Source organism: Streptomyces sp. NPDC004065, from assembly GCF_044903565.1.
Lineage (GTDB): Bacteria > Actinomycetota > Actinomycetes > Streptomycetales > Streptomycetaceae > Streptomyces.
The window spans coordinates 1-16,823 of record NZ_JBJDQT010000016.1 but is presented as its reverse complement, the minus strand read 5'-3'; the positions used below and the strand labels follow the sequence as shown (position 1 = coordinate 16,823).

The 16,823-nt window shown below is 72.7% G+C and carries 11 protein-coding genes; 9 read left to right on the top strand and 2 right to left on the bottom strand.

What is annotated here, in order from left to right:
• Positions 1–39: 39 nt before the first annotated feature.
• From eccB to ACI2LW_RS18270, 4 genes are all read left to right on the top strand, one after another.
• Positions 40–1,563, top strand: coding sequence for a type VII secretion protein EccB (eccB, locus tag ACI2LW_RS18285; RefSeq protein ID WP_404732221.1), 1,524 nt, complete (start codon positions 40–42; stop codon positions 1,561–1,563).
• A 14-nt stretch (positions 1,564–1,577) separates the two neighbouring features.
• Positions 1,578–2,873 carry a type VII secretion-associated serine protease mycosin gene (mycP, locus tag ACI2LW_RS18280; RefSeq protein WP_404732220.1) on the top strand — a complete coding sequence of 432 codons (1,296 nt, stop codon included), beginning with the start codon at positions 1,578–1,580 and terminating at the stop codon, positions 2,871–2,873.
• A 190-nt stretch (positions 2,874–3,063) separates the two neighbouring features.
• Complete coding sequence (locus ACI2LW_RS18275; RefSeq protein ID WP_404732219.1) at positions 3,064–3,402, top strand: WXG100 family type VII secretion target; 339 nt, start codon at positions 3,064–3,066, stop codon at positions 3,400–3,402.
• A gap of 95 nt (positions 3,403–3,497) precedes the next feature.
• On the top strand, positions 3,498–3,800 hold the full coding sequence (locus tag ACI2LW_RS18270) for a WXG100 family type VII secretion target (protein ID WP_404732218.1): 303 nt from the start codon (positions 3,498–3,500) through the stop codon (positions 3,798–3,800).
• A 243-nt stretch (positions 3,801–4,043) separates the two neighbouring features.
• On the opposite strand, the gene eccCa is transcribed toward ACI2LW_RS18270, so the two are convergent.
• On the bottom strand, positions 4,044–8,012 hold the full coding sequence (gene eccCa / locus ACI2LW_RS18265; protein WP_404732217.1) for a type VII secretion protein EccCa: 3,969 nt from the start codon (positions 8,010–8,012) through the stop codon (positions 4,044–4,046).
• Between the two features lie 340 nt (positions 8,013–8,352).
• Here eccCa and eccD point away from each other — a divergent pair, with 340 nt between their 5' ends.
• Both eccD and ACI2LW_RS18255 read left to right on the top strand, forming a co-directional pair.
• The gene (eccD, locus tag ACI2LW_RS18260) at positions 8,353–9,870 is read left to right on the top strand and encodes a type VII secretion integral membrane protein EccD (protein ID WP_404732216.1); all 1,518 of its coding nucleotides are present in this window, start codon (positions 8,353–8,355) and stop codon (positions 9,868–9,870) included.
• A 288-nt stretch (positions 9,871–10,158) separates the two neighbouring features.
• A complete protein-coding gene (locus ACI2LW_RS18255; RefSeq protein WP_404732215.1) occupies positions 10,159–11,652 on the top strand; it encodes a PQQ-binding-like beta-propeller repeat protein in 1,494 nt (497 codons plus the stop codon).
• 227 nt (positions 11,653–11,879) lie between these two features.
• Here ACI2LW_RS18255 and ACI2LW_RS18250 read toward each other — a convergent pair whose 3' ends face one another.
• Positions 11,880–12,173 carry a DUF397 domain-containing protein gene (locus ACI2LW_RS18250; RefSeq protein WP_404732214.1) on the bottom strand — a complete coding sequence of 98 codons (294 nt, stop codon included), beginning with the start codon at positions 12,171–12,173 and terminating at the stop codon, positions 11,880–11,882.
• Positions 12,174–12,460: 287 nt separating this feature from the next.
• Here ACI2LW_RS18250 and rpsO point away from each other — a divergent pair, with 287 nt between their 5' ends.
• The 3 genes from rpsO (at position 12,461) to ACI2LW_RS18235 (ending at position 16,687) form a co-directional block, all read left to right on the top strand.
• Complete coding sequence (rpsO, locus tag ACI2LW_RS18245; protein WP_004982702.1) at positions 12,461–12,748, top strand: 30S ribosomal protein S15; 288 nt, start codon at positions 12,461–12,463, stop codon at positions 12,746–12,748.
• A 337-nt stretch (positions 12,749–13,085) separates the two neighbouring features.
• The gene (locus ACI2LW_RS18240; protein ID WP_404732213.1) at positions 13,086–15,311 is read left to right on the top strand and encodes a polyribonucleotide nucleotidyltransferase; all 2,226 of its coding nucleotides are present in this window, start codon (positions 13,086–13,088) and stop codon (positions 15,309–15,311) included.
• Positions 15,308–16,687, top strand: a complete 1,380-nt coding sequence (locus ACI2LW_RS18235; RefSeq protein WP_404732212.1) for a M16 family metallopeptidase — start codon at positions 15,308–15,310, stop codon at positions 16,685–16,687. Before ACI2LW_RS18240 ends, ACI2LW_RS18235 begins: the two co-directional genes overlap by 4 nt.
• Positions 16,688–16,823: the final 136 nt, after the last annotated feature.

Below are 16,823 nucleotides of genomic sequence, written 5' to 3'. Positions count from 1 at the left end.
GGCCTCGGGCCTCGCCAACACGGGGAGAGACAGGCACAGATGGCATCTCGGCGGGACCAGCTCAACGCCTACACCTTCGCGAAGCGCCGTATGCTCGCGTCCTTCGTGCGGTCGTCGCCCGACGGCTCGGAGGAGAACGCGCCGCGGCCGGTGCGCGCGGTGCTGCCCGGCGTGATCACCGGTGTGCTCGTCATGGCCGTCTTCGGCGCCTGGGGGATGTTCCGGCCGGCCGCCCCCAAGGGCTGGGACACCCCCAACGAGAAGGTCATCATCGCCAGCGAGTCGACGACGCGTTACGTCGTGCTGAAGACCGGCGGCAAGGTGCAGCTGCACCCGGTGCTGAACATGGCCTCGGCCAAGCTCCTCCTCGACCCCGGCAAGGGCGAGGTCGTCACGGTCGCCGAGTCGGTGCTCGACAGCGGCCGGATCCCGCACGGCGTGACCGTCGGCATCCCCTACGCCCCCGACCGCCTGCCGTCCGCCCAGGAGGCCGGCGCCGCCAAGCGCTGGGCCGTCTGCGAACGCCCGGGCGCCGGCGGCCGCTCCATCCAGAAGGCGGCACTGGTCCTGGCCGGCCGCGACATGGGGCGGACGGAGGGCCGGCAGCGGCTGCGCGGCGGCCAGCTCCTCTACGTCGCCGGCCCCGACGGCAGGCGCTGGATCGTCGACGCGAGCGGCACGGCGTACGCGGTCCCCGCCGGCGACGAGCTGCTGCTGCGCGCCGTCGTCGGCTCGGACCGCGAGCCGCAGCGCGTGTCGCGGCAGTGGCTGGCGACCCTGCACACGGGCGACCCGGTCGCCTTCCCGCGGATCGACGGCGTCCCGGGCGCCCCCGCCGGCGCCCCCGGCGGGCTGGACGCCACGGCCAACAGGGTCGGCATGGTGCTCAAGGCGCTGGACAACAACAGGGTGCAGTACTACGTGGTGCTGCCCCACCGGGTGGCCAAGGTGTCCGCCTTCGTCGCCCAGTTGCTGCTGTTCAGCAAGGACCTGGCCGGACTCGGCCAGGCCGGCCAGGCACGGCAGGTGAGCCCCGGCGCGATCGACCCGGGCGAGGCGGCGTTCGGCACCGAGCACCGCTGGCCCGCCGAGGCGCCCGTGCCGGTGAACGACGCCTCCGGCCGGGCCGGCAGCCGCAGCACCGTCTGCAACGTGCTGCAGGCGGTGGACGGCGACGGCCGCACCACCCTCGGCACGTGGGCGGGCGCGGACTTCCCCGCACCGCTGCCCATCGGCTCCGCCAGCGCCTATGTCACCCCCGGTTCCGGGCAGGTCTACCGCCAGTTCCAGGGCCGGGAGACCAAGGCGGGCCCGGTGTTCCTGGTCACCGACACCGGTCTGCGCTACGTGCTGCAGTCCAACGCCGACAGCGCCACCGACGACGCCGGCATCGGCACGACGGCCGAGCAGCGCCGGCGACTCCAGCAGGAGGCGCGGGAGGCGCAGACCCGGCTCGGGTACGCCGATGTGACCCCGGCGCCGGTCCCCGTCGCCTGGTCGGAGTTCCTGCCCACGGGCCCCCGCCTGTCGACGGCCGCGGCACGCCGGCCGCAGGGCTCGTGAGAAGGGCGGAGACGATGTCGCACCCGGCCCCCCGTCCGTCCCGTCCGTCCCGCCTGTCTCGTCCGCCACGTCTGTCACGTCTGTCGCGCCGCGTGGCGGCGGTGGCGGCCTCGGCCCTGGTCGCCGCGGCCGCCCTCCCCGCCCCGCAGGCGGCGGCGGACGACTCCTTCCCGGACCAGTGCCAGTTCCCCAACAAGGTCTATCCCGGCCGCCCGTGGGCCCTGCAGCGGGTCAACCTGGACCAGCTGTGGGCCCGGTCCAAGGGGCGCGGCGTGCGCGTCGCGGTGATCGACACCGGCGTGGACGTGAAGAACCCGCAGCTCGCCCGGGCCGTGGACACCAAGAGCGGAAAGAACCTCCTGCGCGCCAAGGACGACAAGGGCAAGAAGGTCGAGGGAGCCGGCACCCCCGCGACCACGGACACGGTCGGCCACGGCACCAAGGTCGCCGGCATCATCGCCGCCCGCCCGCTGAAGGGCAGCGGCTTCGTCGGACTGGCGCCCGAGTCCGTGATCATCCCCGTCAAGCAGAACGACGCGGAGGGCCACGGCACCGCCCGGACCCTGGCCGACGCGATCCGGTACGCCGTCCGCGCCCGCGCCGACGTCATCAACATCTCCCAGGACACCTCCAACGCGGTCGAACCGGCCCCATCCCTCAAGCAGGCGATCGACGCGGCGCTCGCCCGGAACATCGTCGTGGTGGCCTCCGCCGGCAACGACGGCCTGGGCGGCAACGTCAAACGGACCTACCCCGCCTCCTACGACGGAGTGCTCGCGGTGGCCGCCTCCGACCGCAACAACGAACGCGCCTCCTTCTCCCAGTCGGGCTCCTTCGTCGGAGTCGCCGCCCCCGGCGTCGACATGATCTCCACCGTCCCCAGGGGCGGCCACTGCCTCGACAACGGCACGAGCTTCTCCGCGCCGTACGTCGCCGGCGTCGCCGCGCTCATCAGGGCCCGGCACCGCGACTGGACCGCACGCGAGGTGGTCGCCCAGATCGAGCAGACCGCGGAGCGCACCATCGCCGGTCACGACCGCCTCGTCGGCTGGGGCGTGGTCGACCCGGTCCGCGCCCTGACCGAGGACGAACACCCGGTGGCCTCGCCCGCACCCCGCGACGGACTCACCCGGGCCCAGGCGCCCACGCCCGCCCGGCTCCGGCTCGGCGAGAGCCCCGATGAACGCAACGCCCGCCTCGCGACGTACACGATCGTGACCGCGGCCGTCCTGGTCGCCGCCCTCGGGGGCGCCGCGGTCGCCGTCCGCGACGCACGGCGCAAGAAGGGCGCGGCCACCGGCGCCCGGTGACGGTGACTCATTGCCGTCGTTCGCATTGGCCACGCGGCAACGGCAGTTGGGACTGTCGGCGGAGGTGGCTAGAGTGATCGCGTTGCAGACATGAGGACTTGAGCGACCAGGTCGCCCGGGGCGGGCGACGAAAAACGGGGAGAGAAGACGACGTGCTTCCTCTTCTTCTCGGGAAAGGAAGAGTACTGACATGGCCGACGGCCGTAAGTTCGCGGACGACCGGGTCCAGAAACTCCAGACGAACGTCATCGACCGCTACGAGTCGATCCGCAAGCAGCTCGCCCACCTCCAGGGGACGATCGACATGATCGAGTCCAACTGGACGGGCCAGGGCGCCAAGGCGTTCAACGACAAGCAGCACCAGATCAACACGGAGATGGCGCAGATCGGGCGCATGCTCGAGGAGTTCCTCGAGAAGATCCACATGACCAAGTCGGACAAGAACGCCCTCGAGGACGAGATCCACGCGCAGATCACCAAGATCAACGTCGACCTCGGCGGCAGCACCTCGGCGCTCAACAGCTACTGACCCGTGCGGCGGCCCGGCCACCGGGACCGCCCGACAGCGCTGTTCCGCGGACCGTACGAAGGTCCGCCCCACACCACTAGGGAGACGAGGCAACCATGTCCGGCGTCCACTACGACGACCTCGCCGTCAAGTACGGCACCCTCGACGCGCTCACCACGGAACTCGGCAACCAGGCCAAGGCCCTCGAGGAGAACCTCGAGGCACTGAAGAAGGCCGTGCTCGAGGCGGCCGAGGGCTGGGGCGGCGAGGCCTACAACGCCTTCCAGAGCAAGTCCGGCGAATGGGACCGGCACGCCCGGGCCATCCACCAGGCGCTGGTCGACATCACGCACCGCGTGCACCTCGCCGGCGGTGACTACCGCGCCGGGGACAAGAAGGCCGCGAGCTACTTCCTGTGACGCGGGCGGCGGCCGGCGCGTGAGGCCGGGCTGGGCATGCGCGGGAGGTGCCCACCCCGGCCGCCGAGGCCGGCGCCGTCCGCCCACGGGGCCGAACCGGCCGTACGACGACGAAGGGGGCCCACTCCAGAAGTGGGCCCCCTTCGTCATGCGGGTCGGGCCACCACGCCGGCCGGCGACCCCGCCGGGGCACCGGCCAGGGGCACCCGGGCGGCCCGGCGGGGGTCTTCGGCACCCGGTCCGTCAGGCCGTGTCCTGCGGGAGGAGACCCGTCTGCACCAGCGGCCTGCCGCGCCGCCGGGAGACGAAGACGCCCCGGCCCGCCGGCATCGGCCGCGGGCGTACGCCGCCCAGGATCTCGCCCTCCGCGGGGTCGCCCGCCAGCACGACGCCCTGCGCGCCCAGCTCCTGCATCCGCTGCATGAACGGCTCGTAAGAGGTGCGGCCCGCACCCGCCGTCGACCGCGCGATGATGAACCGCACACCGACGTCCCGGGCGAAGGGCAGCAGCTCCGTCAGCCCGCTCAGCGGGTTGCCGCTGGAGGTGGACACCAGGTCGTAGTCGTCGATGACCACGTACACCGTCGGCCCCTGCCACCAGCTCCGCTCGCGCAGCTGACGTGCCGTCACATCGGCGGTGGGCGTGCGGCGCTGCATCAGGTTCGCCAGGGCCACCATGTGGTGCTCCATGGCGTTGGACATCGGGATGTACTCCGCCAGGTGCGAGTCGGGTGTCACGCCCAGCAGCGACCGCCGGTTGTCCACGACGAACAGCTTGCACTCGTCAGCCGTGTAACGCTCCGTCAACTGCTTGATCAGCAGCCGCAGCAGATTCGACTTGCCCGACTCGCTCTCACCGAAGACCAGGAAGAACGGGTCCTGCTCGAAGTCGACGAAGACCGGCTCCAGGTCGTTCTCGTCCAGCCCGAAGGCGATCCCGCGCCGCGGGAAGCGGTCGCCCGCCGGCAGCTCGGCGGCCGGCAGCTCGCGCGGCAGCAGCCGCACCCCGGGCGCGCCCGGTGCCTGCCAGTGCCGGGACACCTCCGCGGCCAGCGCCTGCGTGGCCTCGGCCAGCTCGGTGTCGGACGTCAGGCCGTCGATGCGCGGCACCGCCGCCATGAAGTGCAGCTTCTGCGGTGAGACACCCCGGCCGGGCACCCCCGCGGGCACGTTCGCCGCCACCTTCCGGTCGATCTCGGAGTCCATGGTGTCGCCCAGCCTCAGCTCCAGGCGGTTCATCAGGTGGTCCTTCATGTTCGCCCGGACCTCCATCGACCGCGAGGCCGTCAGGATCACGTGGACGCCGTAGCCCAGACCCCGCGCCGCCATGTCCAGCACCACGGGCTCCAGCGCCTCGTAGTCCGCGCGGAAGTTGCCCCAGCCGTCGATGACCAGGAACACGTCGCCCCACGGCTGGTCGGTCACCGTGATGTCGCCGCGGGCCCGGCGGGCGCGGAAGTCCGCGATCGACGGGATGCCCGCGGAGCGGAAGTACTCCTCGCGCCGGGTCAGCACGCCGTACACCTCGGCGACCGTGCGCCGCACCCGCTCCGGGTCCAGCCGCGAGGCCACCCCGCCCACATGCGGCAGCCCGGCCACCGCCGCCATGCCGCCGCCACCGAAGTCCAGCCCGTAGAACTGGACCTCGTGCGGGGTGTGGGTGAGCGCGAACGCGCAGATCAGCGACCTGATCAGAGTGGACTTGCCCGACTGCGGGCCGCCCACTACCTGCATATGGCCGGCCGCCCCGGAGAAGTCCACCCACAGCGGGTCGCGGCGCTGTTCGTACGGCTTGTCGACCAGGCCGACCGGCACCACCAGCCGCCCCGCGCCCTCGTAACCGGGCTGGGTCAGCCCGCGGCCCGGCACCGCGCTCAGCCCCGGCAGCAGCCCGTCCAGCGACGGCGGGCTGTCCAGCGGCGGCAGCCACACCTGGTGGGCCGCCGGGCCCTGCGCCTCCAGCCGGCGCACGATCACGTCCAGCACCGTGTCCGCGAGCGCGTCGTCGGCCGCGGGACCGCTCCCGGTGCGCTGCCGCGGCACCGGCGCGTACCGCACCGGCACCTCCGCGGCCGTGAACAGCACCGGACGCCGGTCCACCGGCAGCGCCCCGCCCCCGGCCGCCGGGCGCTGCGCCCCCGAGCGGTACACCCCGGACACGTACGCCGCCTTGAACCGCACCATCTCGTCGGTGCCGTACTTCAGGAACCCGGAACCGGGCACGTTGGGCAGCTCGTAGGCGTCCGGGACGCCCAGCGCCGCGCGCGACTCCGCCGCGGAGAAGGTGCGCAGACCGATCCGGTACGACAGATAGGTCTCCAGGCCGCGCAGCCGGCCCTCCTCCAGACGCTGCGAGGCCAGCAGCAGATGCACGCCGAGCGACCGGCCGATGCGGCCGATCTGGACGAACATGTCGATGAAGTCCGGCTTGGCGGTGAGCAGTTCGCTGAACTCGTCGATGACCAGCACCAGCGAGGGGATCGGCTGCAGCGGGGCGCCCGCCGCGCGCGCCTTCTCGTAGTCGTGGATGTTCGCGTAGTTGCCCGCGTCCCTCAGCAGCTCCTGACGGCGGTTCAGCTCGCCGCGGATGGAGTCGCCCATGCGGTCCACCAGGGTCAGGTCGTCCGCCAGGTTGGTGATCACCGCGGCGACGTGCGGCATCTGCGCCATGCCGGCGAAGGTGGCGCCGCCCTTGAAGTCGGCGAGGACGAAGTTCAGCGTCTCGGAGGAGTGGGTGACCGCCAGGCCGAGGACCAGCGTGCGCAGCAGCTCCGACTTGCCGGAGCCGGTGGCGCCCACGCACAGGCCGTGCGGCCCCATGCCCTCCTGCGCGGCCTCCTTCAGGTCCAGCATCACCGGCCGGCCGTCCTCACCCACACCGATCGGCACCCGCAGCCGTTCGGCCAGCGCGCGCGGCCGCCAGGTGCGCCGGGTGTCCACCGACGCGGCGTCCCCGAGACCCAGCAGGTCCGTGAACTCCAGGTTGGCCAGCAGCGGTTCGCCGTCGTCCCCGCCGGAGGCCACCCGCAGCGGCGCCAGCTGCCGGGCGAGCGCCTCCGCGGACTCCCGCGACAGCGCGTCCGGCACACCCTCGTACACGGCCCCGTGACCGGACTCCAGGCGCAGCACCCCGGGCCGTACGACGACGGAGAGGTCCCCGGCCGGAGCGCCCACCTCGCCCGGGACCACCTCGACGAGGGTCACGCCCTGCAGGCCCTCCGGGCCGGCCAGCACCGAGTCGGGCGGCAGCGACAGGCTGTCCAGGAAGACCACGATGTGCGGCTCCTCCGCGAGCGGCGCCGCGTCCGGGTGGAACCGGGGCCGGCCGGTGAGCCGGGCGGAGATCAGGTCCTCCAGCTCCCGGCCGTCGGCGCCGATCAGCCGGCGGGTGCCCGCTCCGTCGACCGCGTCCGCCGCCTGGGTGTGCGGCAGCCACTTCGCCCACTCCCAGTGCTCGAGCGCCTCCCGGCCCGCCGCCACGACCAGCACCAGGTCCTCCGGCGAGTGCAGCGCGGCCAGCGAACCGGCCAGCGCCCGCGCCGAGGACCGCACGCAGTCGGCGTCGCCGCTGACGGTGACATGGTGGAAGGCGCGCAGCGAGATCGCCATCGGCAGCGCGTCCAGGGTGCCGTGCACGGCGAGGAAGCGCTCCAGGGCGCCCGCCGTCAGCGGCTCCAGCTGCTCCACCGGAGCGGTCTGCGGGGCGACCAGCGCAGTGGCCAGCGCCTGCGGGCCCAGACCGATGCGGACCTGGCCGAAGTCCTCGTCGCCCGGCCGCCGTTCCCACACCCGGCTGCCCTCGGCGACCAGCGCCCACAGCTGGTCGGGCGAGGGGTGCAGGTAGTACTGCGCGTCGCGCTGCGCCCGCGCGGTGTCCAGGGCGGCCCGCCGCGTCTGCGCCAGATGGCTCAGATAGTCGCGGCGCAGATCCGCCAACTGCCCCTGGGAGCCGCGCCGGAAGCGGACCACCATCGCGACGGACATGGCCACCGTCGAGGCGATCATCACCATGCCCATGATCTTCATGAACGGCTGTCCGCTGGTGAAGAAGAACACCACCGAACCGCCCATGCCGAGCGTGGGCAGCAGCTGCATCAGGACGCTCTCCTGATGCCCCCGCGGCAGCTCGGGCGGAGGCTGCAGGACGACTTCGTCCGTGGGCACCTCGGACGGCAGCACCCTGGGCGGACGCTTGACGACGATGTGGCTCACTGCTCACCAATTCCCTTGCCGGGCCCCGAGAAGTAACCGTCCGCCACCCCGTGTCAGGCGGACGCCGCCGCCCCGTGCCGGGGGACGCAGGCCGCCGCGTGATCCTACTGACTTCGGCAGCGGCCAAGGGGCGGTAGGGTGCCGGATGTTCGCGTGAGCACACGCGGAACAGGCCGGGAAATCGGGGCAATCCGCACGACGGGCGGCCCGACGGCGTCCCGGATGCGGCCGGTCGGCACCCTTCGCACCGCCGCGCCGCACCACCGGCGCACGGTCCCGGCCGAAGGGCGCAGGACCTTCACATCGCAGTCGCAGAACCATCACTGAGGGGGAGCAGCAGGTGAGCATCACGGCCTCCGCGACGGCCACCGGAACGGGCGGCACCGGCCCCGGAGTGCCCTCCGGAACCGGCCCGGGGCTCGGCTTCTGCCGGGTCACCATCGTCGCGCCCGACAGCCGGATCGACGTGGCACTGCCCGACGACATCCCGGTCGCCGACATCTACCCGGAGATCCTCCGGCTCTCCCGGCAGAGCCCCGCCGAGGGCGCGCCGGTCGGCTACCACCTCGTACGCCGCGACGGCACCGTCCTGGACAGCTCCCGCTCGTTCGCCGCGCAGCGCATCCTCGACGGCGAACTGCTCACCCTGCGGCCCTTCTCCGAGTCGCTGCCCCCGGCCGTCTTCGACGACGTCTCCGACGCGGTCGCCTCCGCCGTGACCCGCGAACACACCCTGTGGCACGGCGGCCTGACCCGGGCCGCCGGACTCGTCGGCGGCGCGGTCCTGCCCGCCCTGCTGGCCTTCGTCGCCTGGACCGCGGACCCGCGGCACGACATGCACGGCCTGCCCGGCGTCCTGGCCGGGGTCACCGGTCTGCTCCTGGTCGTCCTGGCCTGTGTACGGGCCCGGGTCTACGACGACCGCGCCTCCGCCGTCGCCCTCGGCCTCGGCGCCCTGCCGGGCGTAGCGGTGGCCGGGTCGGGGATCCTCCCGCTCACGGACGGGCAGGGCCCCGGAAAGCTCCAGTTCCTCCTCGCCTGCGCGGCCGTACTGGTGGCCTCGGTCGTCCTGACCCTGTGCTCACCGAGCGGCGACGGCCCGTTCGTCGCCTTCGTGTTCGCGTCCGCCGTCAGCCTGATCGCCGTGTTCACCGCGATCCTCGCGCACTGGACGCCGTCCCGGACCGCCGCGCTGTGCGCCCCGGTCGCCGTCGGCGCGCTCGCCTTCCTGCCCGGCCTGTCGCTGCGCTTCGCCCGCCTGCCGATCGGCTTCGACCCGCCCCGCGGCGCCGCGGGCCCCGGCCGCGGCGACCGGTCCGCGGCGGCCCACGAACCGGTCGACGCCGAGCGGATCGCGGCCCAGGCGCGCCGCGGCCACGAACTGCTGGTGGGCCTGGTCGGCGGCTGCGCGCTCACCGCGGTCGGCGCCTCGGCCGTCCTCGGCTTCTCCGACGGCGTCTGGGCCCAGCTGCTCGCCCTGGCCACCGGACTCGCCCTGCTGGCACGCGCCCAGCTCTTCCGCTACACCGCCCAGGTCGCCCCCGTCCTGGCGGCCGGCCTGGCCTCGCTCGTCCTGCTCGGCCTGGGCCTGGCCCTCAACCCGCCGCCGTCGTACGTGGCCGCGGCCCTGCGGGGCGACCGCGGCGACCTCGACCTGCGGACCGTCTGGCTGGTCGCGGCGATCGCGGCGGCGGCCGCGCTCGTCACCGCCATCGGCCTCATCGTGCCGCGCACCGGACTGAGCCCCTTCTGGGGCCGCTTCCTGGAGATCGCCGAGGGCTTCGTCCTGCTGACCCTCGTACCGCTGGCCCTGGCGGTCTTCGACGTGTACGCCACCGTCCGGTCGCTGACCAGCTGACCAGCCGGCCTCTCGCCGGCCTCGCACGACAGGACCGGCACGTACGACCGGCACGTACGTCCGGGACGCACGACCGGGACGCACGACCGGCACGTACGTCCGGCCCGCTCGACCGGGACGCACGACCGGCACGTACGTCCGGCCCGCTCGACCGGGCCACACGACCGGCACGTACGTCCGGCCCGCCCGACCGGCCCACACCACCAGCACACACGATCAGAAACGGCCAGGCACGCACCGCGCGACCTCGCGGTGGGGTGCGACCGTGCGACGAAGGGACCCTGCCGCGTGAGCTTCGGCCCGCCCCCCTCCATGTTCACCGAGTCCAGCGTGGCGGCCGACCGGGCCGCCGCCCGCGGACGCCGCCGAAGACTCCTCGGCGGCGCGCTGGCCGCCGTCCTGGCCGCCGCCGTGGGCGTCGCCGCCCTGCTGTCGTCCGCGGGGGACGACAGCAGGCCGGCCGGCGGCAGCAGGGCGGCCGCCCCGGCGCCGGACGACATCCGGGAGCCCGTCGAGAAGCGGCCCGCGAGCACCGCGGGACGCATGGCGTTCCGGTTCTCCGTCGACGACCTCGGCCCGGGGGAGTCGTACGACATGCCCGGCATGTGGGCGACGGACAAACTGTTCGTCAAGGGGATCAACAGCTCGCTCGCCGCCTTCCCGGTCGGCAAGGACGCCAAGCCGGGCCAAGAGACCTGGAAGCTGAAGTTCCGCGGCCTGATATGCGGGACGACACGCCACGTCACGGCCGACGACCGCACCGCCGTGCTGTTCCGGTCGAGCACCGACCGGCACGCCGTGTGCGACCACGTGGCCCTCGTCGACCTGGACAACGGCACCAAGCTGTGGGAGGCGCGGTACAAGACGCGCAGCACGGGCGCCGACGGCGACCCGATGGGCCTGACCCTCACCCGTTCCACGGTGATCGTGTCCTGGGCGCAGGGTTCCGGCGCCTGGGACATGGACACCGGCAAGCAGCTGTGGAACCGGGAACAGACCGGCGACTGCTTCGACGCCGGCAACGCCGGCGGGGACGCCCTGCTGATCCGGGTCGACTGCTGGACCAAGGGCACCGAGGGGCTGTCCTACCGCGTCCTCAAGGTGGACCCGCGCTCGGGCAGGGTGCTGTGGACGTACAAGGTCGCGGACGGCGTCAAGGACGTCGGCCTGCTGTCGGCCGAGCCGCCCGTCCTCGCCACGGCGGCCGGGGACATCGGCTTCACGGACCTCGTCTCCCTCGGCCGCGACGGCCGCTACCGGGCGACGATCCGGCTCGAGGGCGGCCACTACCTGGCCAAGTGCGCGGACCTCGGGACGTACAACGGGATCGACGACTGCCCCGGGGCCGTCGTCGGCGACGGCCAGGTCTTCCTGGTGAGCCGGGAGGACCCGGACGCCACGATCGAGGACAACTCGAACTGGATCATCGGGTTCGACCTGGCGACCGGGCACACCACGAAGAAGTTCGAGTCGGGCCGCAGCCAGCTGCTGTACCCCCTGCGGATGAGCGGCGACCGGCTCCTCGCGTTCCGCTCCAGCGCCGACGGCATCCGGCCGAACGGACTGGTCTCCCTGGACCCGGCGACGGGCCGGGAGACCCCGTACTTCTACTTCGGCCTGCCCGCCGAGGCCCAGCTGCTGACCGACCTCAACCTCGCGGACGCGGTGGTCCGGGACGGGCGGCTGTTCTTCGGGCTGAAGCGGGCCACCGGCCCGGAGGGCAAGGACAAGCGCTGGATCTGGCTCGCGCTGGGCGTGGAGGCCGTCAAGCCGGGCACCTGAGGCCGGCCCCCCGGGGCGCCCGCCGGCGCGGCGAGAGTCCCGGGGCACCGCCCCGCCGGCGCGGCCCGAGCGGGTGCCCCGGGCCCGGAGCCGGTGCCGCCGTCGGGTGCCCGGAGCCTGCAGCCGGTGCCGCCGTGCGGGACCGGTCGGTCACCCTCCCGCGGCCCAGGGGCGCGTCACCCGGGGGACGCGCCCCCCGCGCACCCGCGCCGCCGCTCCCCGCCCGGTCACTGCGCCGGAGTGCCCTCGCCGCCCGGCGCCGGCTCCAGGTCGAACTCCCCGTCCCGGGCGCCCAGCACGAACGCCCGCCACTCCGCCTCCGTGTAGCGCAGCACCGTGTCCGGATCGAGCGAGGAGCGCATCGCCACGGCGCCGCCGGGCAGGTGGGCGATCTCCACGCGTTCCTCGTGCTCCTCCGTGCCCGGTGCGCACAGCCACTCCACGCCCGAGATGTCGAGGGCGTACAGCTCGTCGCGCTCCCGCTCCTTGCGTGCCCTGATCTCCGCTTCCGACTCCGCCATGCCGCGGCGCCCCCTGTTCGACGTGTTGCCTGCCGGTGACAGCGCTCACCCTAGTGGGCCCAGGGGCCCCTCCGGGCGGCTCACGGGGAGCGGGGGAAACCGGACCGCCACCGCCTGGTACGCTGTGTGACGGCCGTTTGTGTACGCACCCCCGGAGTCCCCCCGCAGCACGTTCGCGGGTTCTGGGGGCAGCGCCCAGCGGATCCCCGCCTCCCGAGTCGTGGAAGCTCCCCCGAGACGTAGACCGGGGGCACTCGGTGGCCCTTCACAGACCATGAGGAGTACGCGTGTCGCTCGACGCCGCCACGAAGAAGCAGATCATTTCCGAGTTCGGTACCAAGGAGGGTGACACCGGCTCCCCCGAGGTCCAGGTCGCTCTGCTGTCCCGTCGGATCTCCGACCTGACCGAGCACCTCAAGACCCACAAGCACGACCACCACTCCCGCCGGGGTCTGCTGATCCTGGTCGGTCAGCGCCGTCGCCTGCTGCAGTACCTCGCCAAGAAGGACATCCAGCGCTTCCGCGCGCTGGTCGACCGCCTCGGCATCCGCCGCGGTGCGGCGGGCGCCAAGTAAGACGCCGTGAAGGGAGCGGTTCCCGCGGGACAGGGGGCCGCTCCCTTTGCCGTACGCACTCCGGACGTGCGGACCGTGACTGCCGCTTTGTAGTGTGGTAGCACAACGCAATACGCATGACACAGCGTGATACGTCCTACCCGTAGTGGGTAGAGCATCCATCGCGCACCAGAACGAGGAGAAGCGCACCTCCCCGCCGCCGGTCCTCGGTAGTGGCCCCCGGGCACGAGTCCCGGGTGCTTCGATCGAAGACCGGCCCGCACCAGACGGAGCGCTTCTCCGCCACCGTCCCCCCGCCACACGGGCGAGGAGGGACGAGGACGAGGAGAAAACGCTAGTGGAGAACGAGACCCACTACGCCGAAGCCGTCATCGACAACGGTTCCTTCGGCACCCGCACCATCCGCTTCGAGACGGGCCGCCTGGCCAAGCAGGCCGCCGGCTCCGCCGTGGCGTACCTGGACGACGACACCATGGTGCTGTCGGCCACCACCGCGTCCAAGCAGCCCAAGGACCAGCTCGACTTCTTCCCGCTGACGGTCGACGTCGAGGAGCGGATGTACGCGGCCGGGAAGATCCCCGGTTCCTTCTTCCGCCGCGAGGGCCGCCCCTCCGAGGACGCCATCCTCACCTGCCGCCTCATCGACCGCCCGCTGCGCCCGTCCTTCAAGAAGGGCCTGCGCAACGAGATCCAGGTCGTCTGCACGATCATGGCGCTCAACCCCGACCACCTGTACGACGTCGTGGCGATCAACGCCGCGTCCGCGTCCACGCAGCTGGCCGGCCTGCCCTTCTCCGGCCCGATCGGCGGCGTCCGCGTCGCGCTGATCAACGGCCAGTGGGTCGCGTTCCCGACGCACACCGAACTCGAGGACGCCGTCTTCGACATGGTGGTCGCCGGCCGCGTCCTGGAGGACGGCGACGTCGCGATCATGATGGTCGAGGCCGAGGCCACCGACAGGACCATCCAGCTGGTCGCCGGTGGCGCCGAGGCCCCCACCGAGGAGGTCGTCGCCGCCGGCCTGGAGGCCGCCAAGCCCTTCATCAGGGTGCTCTGCAAGGCGCAGTCGGACCTCGCCGCCAAGGCCGCCAAGCCGACCGGCGAGTTCCCGATCTTCCTGGACTACCAGAACGACGTCCTGGAGGCGCTGACCGCCGCCGTCCGCCCCGAGCTCGCCCAGGCGCTCACCATCGCCGGCAAGCAGGAGCGCGAGGCCGAGCTGGACCGCGTCAAGGGCCTGGCCGCGGAGAAGCTGCTGCCCGAGTTCGAGGGCCGCGAGAAGGAGATCTCCGCCGCGTACCGGGCGCTGACCAAGACCCTGGTCCGCGAGCGCGTCATCAAGGAGAAGAAGCGCATCGACGGCCGCGGTGTCACCGACATCCGCACCCTGGCCGCCGAGGTCGAGGCCATCCCGCGGGTGCACGGCTCGGCGCTGTTCGAGCGTGGCGAGACCCAGATCCTGGGCGTCACCACCCTCAACATGCTGCGCATGGAGCAGCAGCTGGACACCCTCTCCCCGGTGACCCGCAAGCGCTACATGCACAACTACAACTTCCCGCCGTACTCCACCGGTGAGACCGGCCGCGTCGGCTCGCCCAAGCGCCGCGAGATCGGCCACGGCGCGCTGGCCGAGCGCGCCCTGCTCCCGGTGCTGCCCTCGCGCGAGGAGTTCCCGTACGCCATCCGCCAGGTCTCCGAGGCCCTCGGGTCCAACGGCTCGACCTCGATGGGTTCGGTCTGCGCCTCCACCATGTCCCTGCTGAACGCCGGTGTGCCGCTGAAGGCCCCGGTCGCCGGCATCGCCATGGGCCTGATCTCCCAGGAGATCGACGGCGAGACGCACTACGTCACCCTCACCGACATCCTCGGTGCGGAGGACGCCTTCGGCGACATGGACTTCAAGGTCGCCGGCACCAAGGAGTTCGTCACCGCCCTCCAGCTCGACACCAAGCTGGACGGCATCCCCGCCTCCGTCCTGGCCGCCGCCCTCAAGCAGGCCCGTGACGCCCGCCTCCACATCCTCGACGTGATGATGGAAGCGATCGACACGCCGGACGAGATGTCCCCCAACGCGCCGCGGATCATCACCGTGAAGATCCCGGTCGACAAGATCGGCGAGGTCATCGGCCCCAAGGGCAAGATGATCAACCAGATCCAGGAGGACACCGGCGCCGAGATCACCATCGAGGACGACGGCACCATCTACATCGGTGCCGCCGACGGCCCGGCCGCCGAGGCCGCCCGCGCCACGATCAACGGCATCGCCAACCCGACGATGCCCGAGGTCGGCGAGCGCTACCTCGGCACGGTCGTGAAGACGACCACCTTCGGCGCGTTCGTCTCCCTGCTCCCCGGCAAGGACGGTCTGCTGCACATCTCGCAGATCCGCAAGCTCGCCGGCGGCAAGCGCGTGGAGAACGTCGAGGACGTGCTCGGCGTGGGCCACAAGGTCCAGGTCGAGATCGCCGAGATCGACTCCCGCGGCAAGCTCTCCCTCGTCCCCGTGATCGAGGGCGAGGACGAGGCGGACGGCAACGACAAGAAGGACGACGCCGACAAGTGACGTCCCGTGGCTTCAGGGCGACGGCCCGCACCTCTTCGGAGGCGCGGGCCGTCGCCCGTACCCAAACCCTCATCAAGGGCGCGGGCGGCATCGGCACGGTCCGCAGGACCACCCTCCCGGGCGGCCTGCGCATCGTCACCGAGACCCTGCCCTCCGTGCGCTCGGCCACCTTCGGCATCTGGGCGCACGTCGGCTCCCGCGACGAGACCCCCTCGCTCAACGGCGCCACCCACTACCTGGAGCACCTGCTCTTCAAGGGCACGGCCCGCCGCTCCGCCCTGGACATCTCCGCCGCGCTGGACGCGGTCGGCGGCGAGATGAACGCCTTCACCGCCAAGGAGTACACGTGCTACTACGCACGCGTGCTCGACACCGACCTCCCGCTGGCCATCGACGTCGTCTGCGACATGCTCACCGGCTCGCTGATCCGGGAGGAGGACGTCGACGTGGAGCGCGGCGCGATCCTCGAGGAGATCGCGATGACCGAGGACGACCCGGGCGACTGCGTGCACGACCTGTTCGCGCACACCATGTTCGGCGACAACCCCCTCGGCCGCCCCGTCCTCGGCACCGTCGACACGGTCAACGCCCTCACCGCGGACCGCATCCGCCGCTTCTACAAGAAGCACTACGACCCCACGCACCTCGTCGTGGCCTGCGCCGGCAACATCGACCACGCCAGGGTCGTACGCCAGGTCCGCACCGCCTTCGAGAAGGCCGGCGCCCTCAACAGCGACCTGGCCGAGCCGATCCCCCCGCGCGACGGCCGCCGCAGACTGCGCACCGCCGGCCGGGTCGAACTGCAGAACCGCAGGACCGAGCAGGCCCACGTGGTCCTCGGCATGCCCGGTCTCGCCCGCACCGACGACCGCCGCTGGGCGCTCGGCGTGCTCAACACCGCCCTCGGCGGCGGCATGTCCTCACGGCTGTTCCAGGAGGTGCGCGAGAAGCGCGGCCTGGCCTACAGCGTGTACTCCTACACCTCCGGCTTCGCCGACTGCGGCCTGTTCGGCGTGTACGCCGGCTGCCGCCCCAGCCAGGTGCACGACGTGCTGAAGATCTGCCGCGACGAACTCGACCACGTCGCCGAGCACGGCCTGTCCGACGACGAGATCGGCCGCGCCATCGGCCAGCTCCAGGGCTCCACGGTCCTCGGCCTGGAGGACACGGGTGCGCTGATGAACCGTATCGGCAAGAGTGAGCTGTGCTGGGGCGAGCAGATCTCCGTCGACGACATGCTGGCCAGGATGGCGGCGGTGACCCCGGACCAGGTCCGCGAGGTCGCCCGGGACGTCCTGGGACACCGCCCGTCGCTGTCGGTCATCGGCCCGCTCAAGGACAAGCAGGCCGCGCGCCTGCACGACGCCGTCGCCTGACCCGTGGGTGGGCGGCCGCGCCCGCCCCGCCCCCCCCGCCCCCCCCCCCCCCCCTTCCCCCCCCTTTGGTGGTAGGGAGCCAGGGATGGGCAACCTGCGCGGAGCGGGGCGCGGGGCCCCGGGGCGGGGGGGGTAC

Bases quoted from the DNA above. Each gene is read 5' to 3' on its own strand.
- eccB (WP_404732221.1), top strand. From the start codon at position 40: ATGGCATCTCGGCGGGACCAGCTCAACGCCTACACCTTCGCGAAGCGC.
- ACI2LW_RS18270 (WP_404732218.1), top strand. From the start codon at position 3,498: ATGTCCGGCGTCCACTACGACGACCTCGCCGTCAAGTACGGCACCCTC.
- ACI2LW_RS18250 (WP_404732214.1), bottom strand. From the start codon at position 12,173: ATGGCGGAGTCGGAAGCGGAGATCAGGGCACGCAAGGAGCGGGAGCGC.
- ACI2LW_RS18275 (WP_404732219.1), top strand. From the start codon at position 3,064: ATGGCCGACGGCCGTAAGTTCGCGGACGACCGGGTCCAGAAACTCCAG.
- mycP (WP_404732220.1), top strand. From the start codon at position 1,578: ATGTCGCACCCGGCCCCCCGTCCGTCCCGTCCGTCCCGCCTGTCTCGT.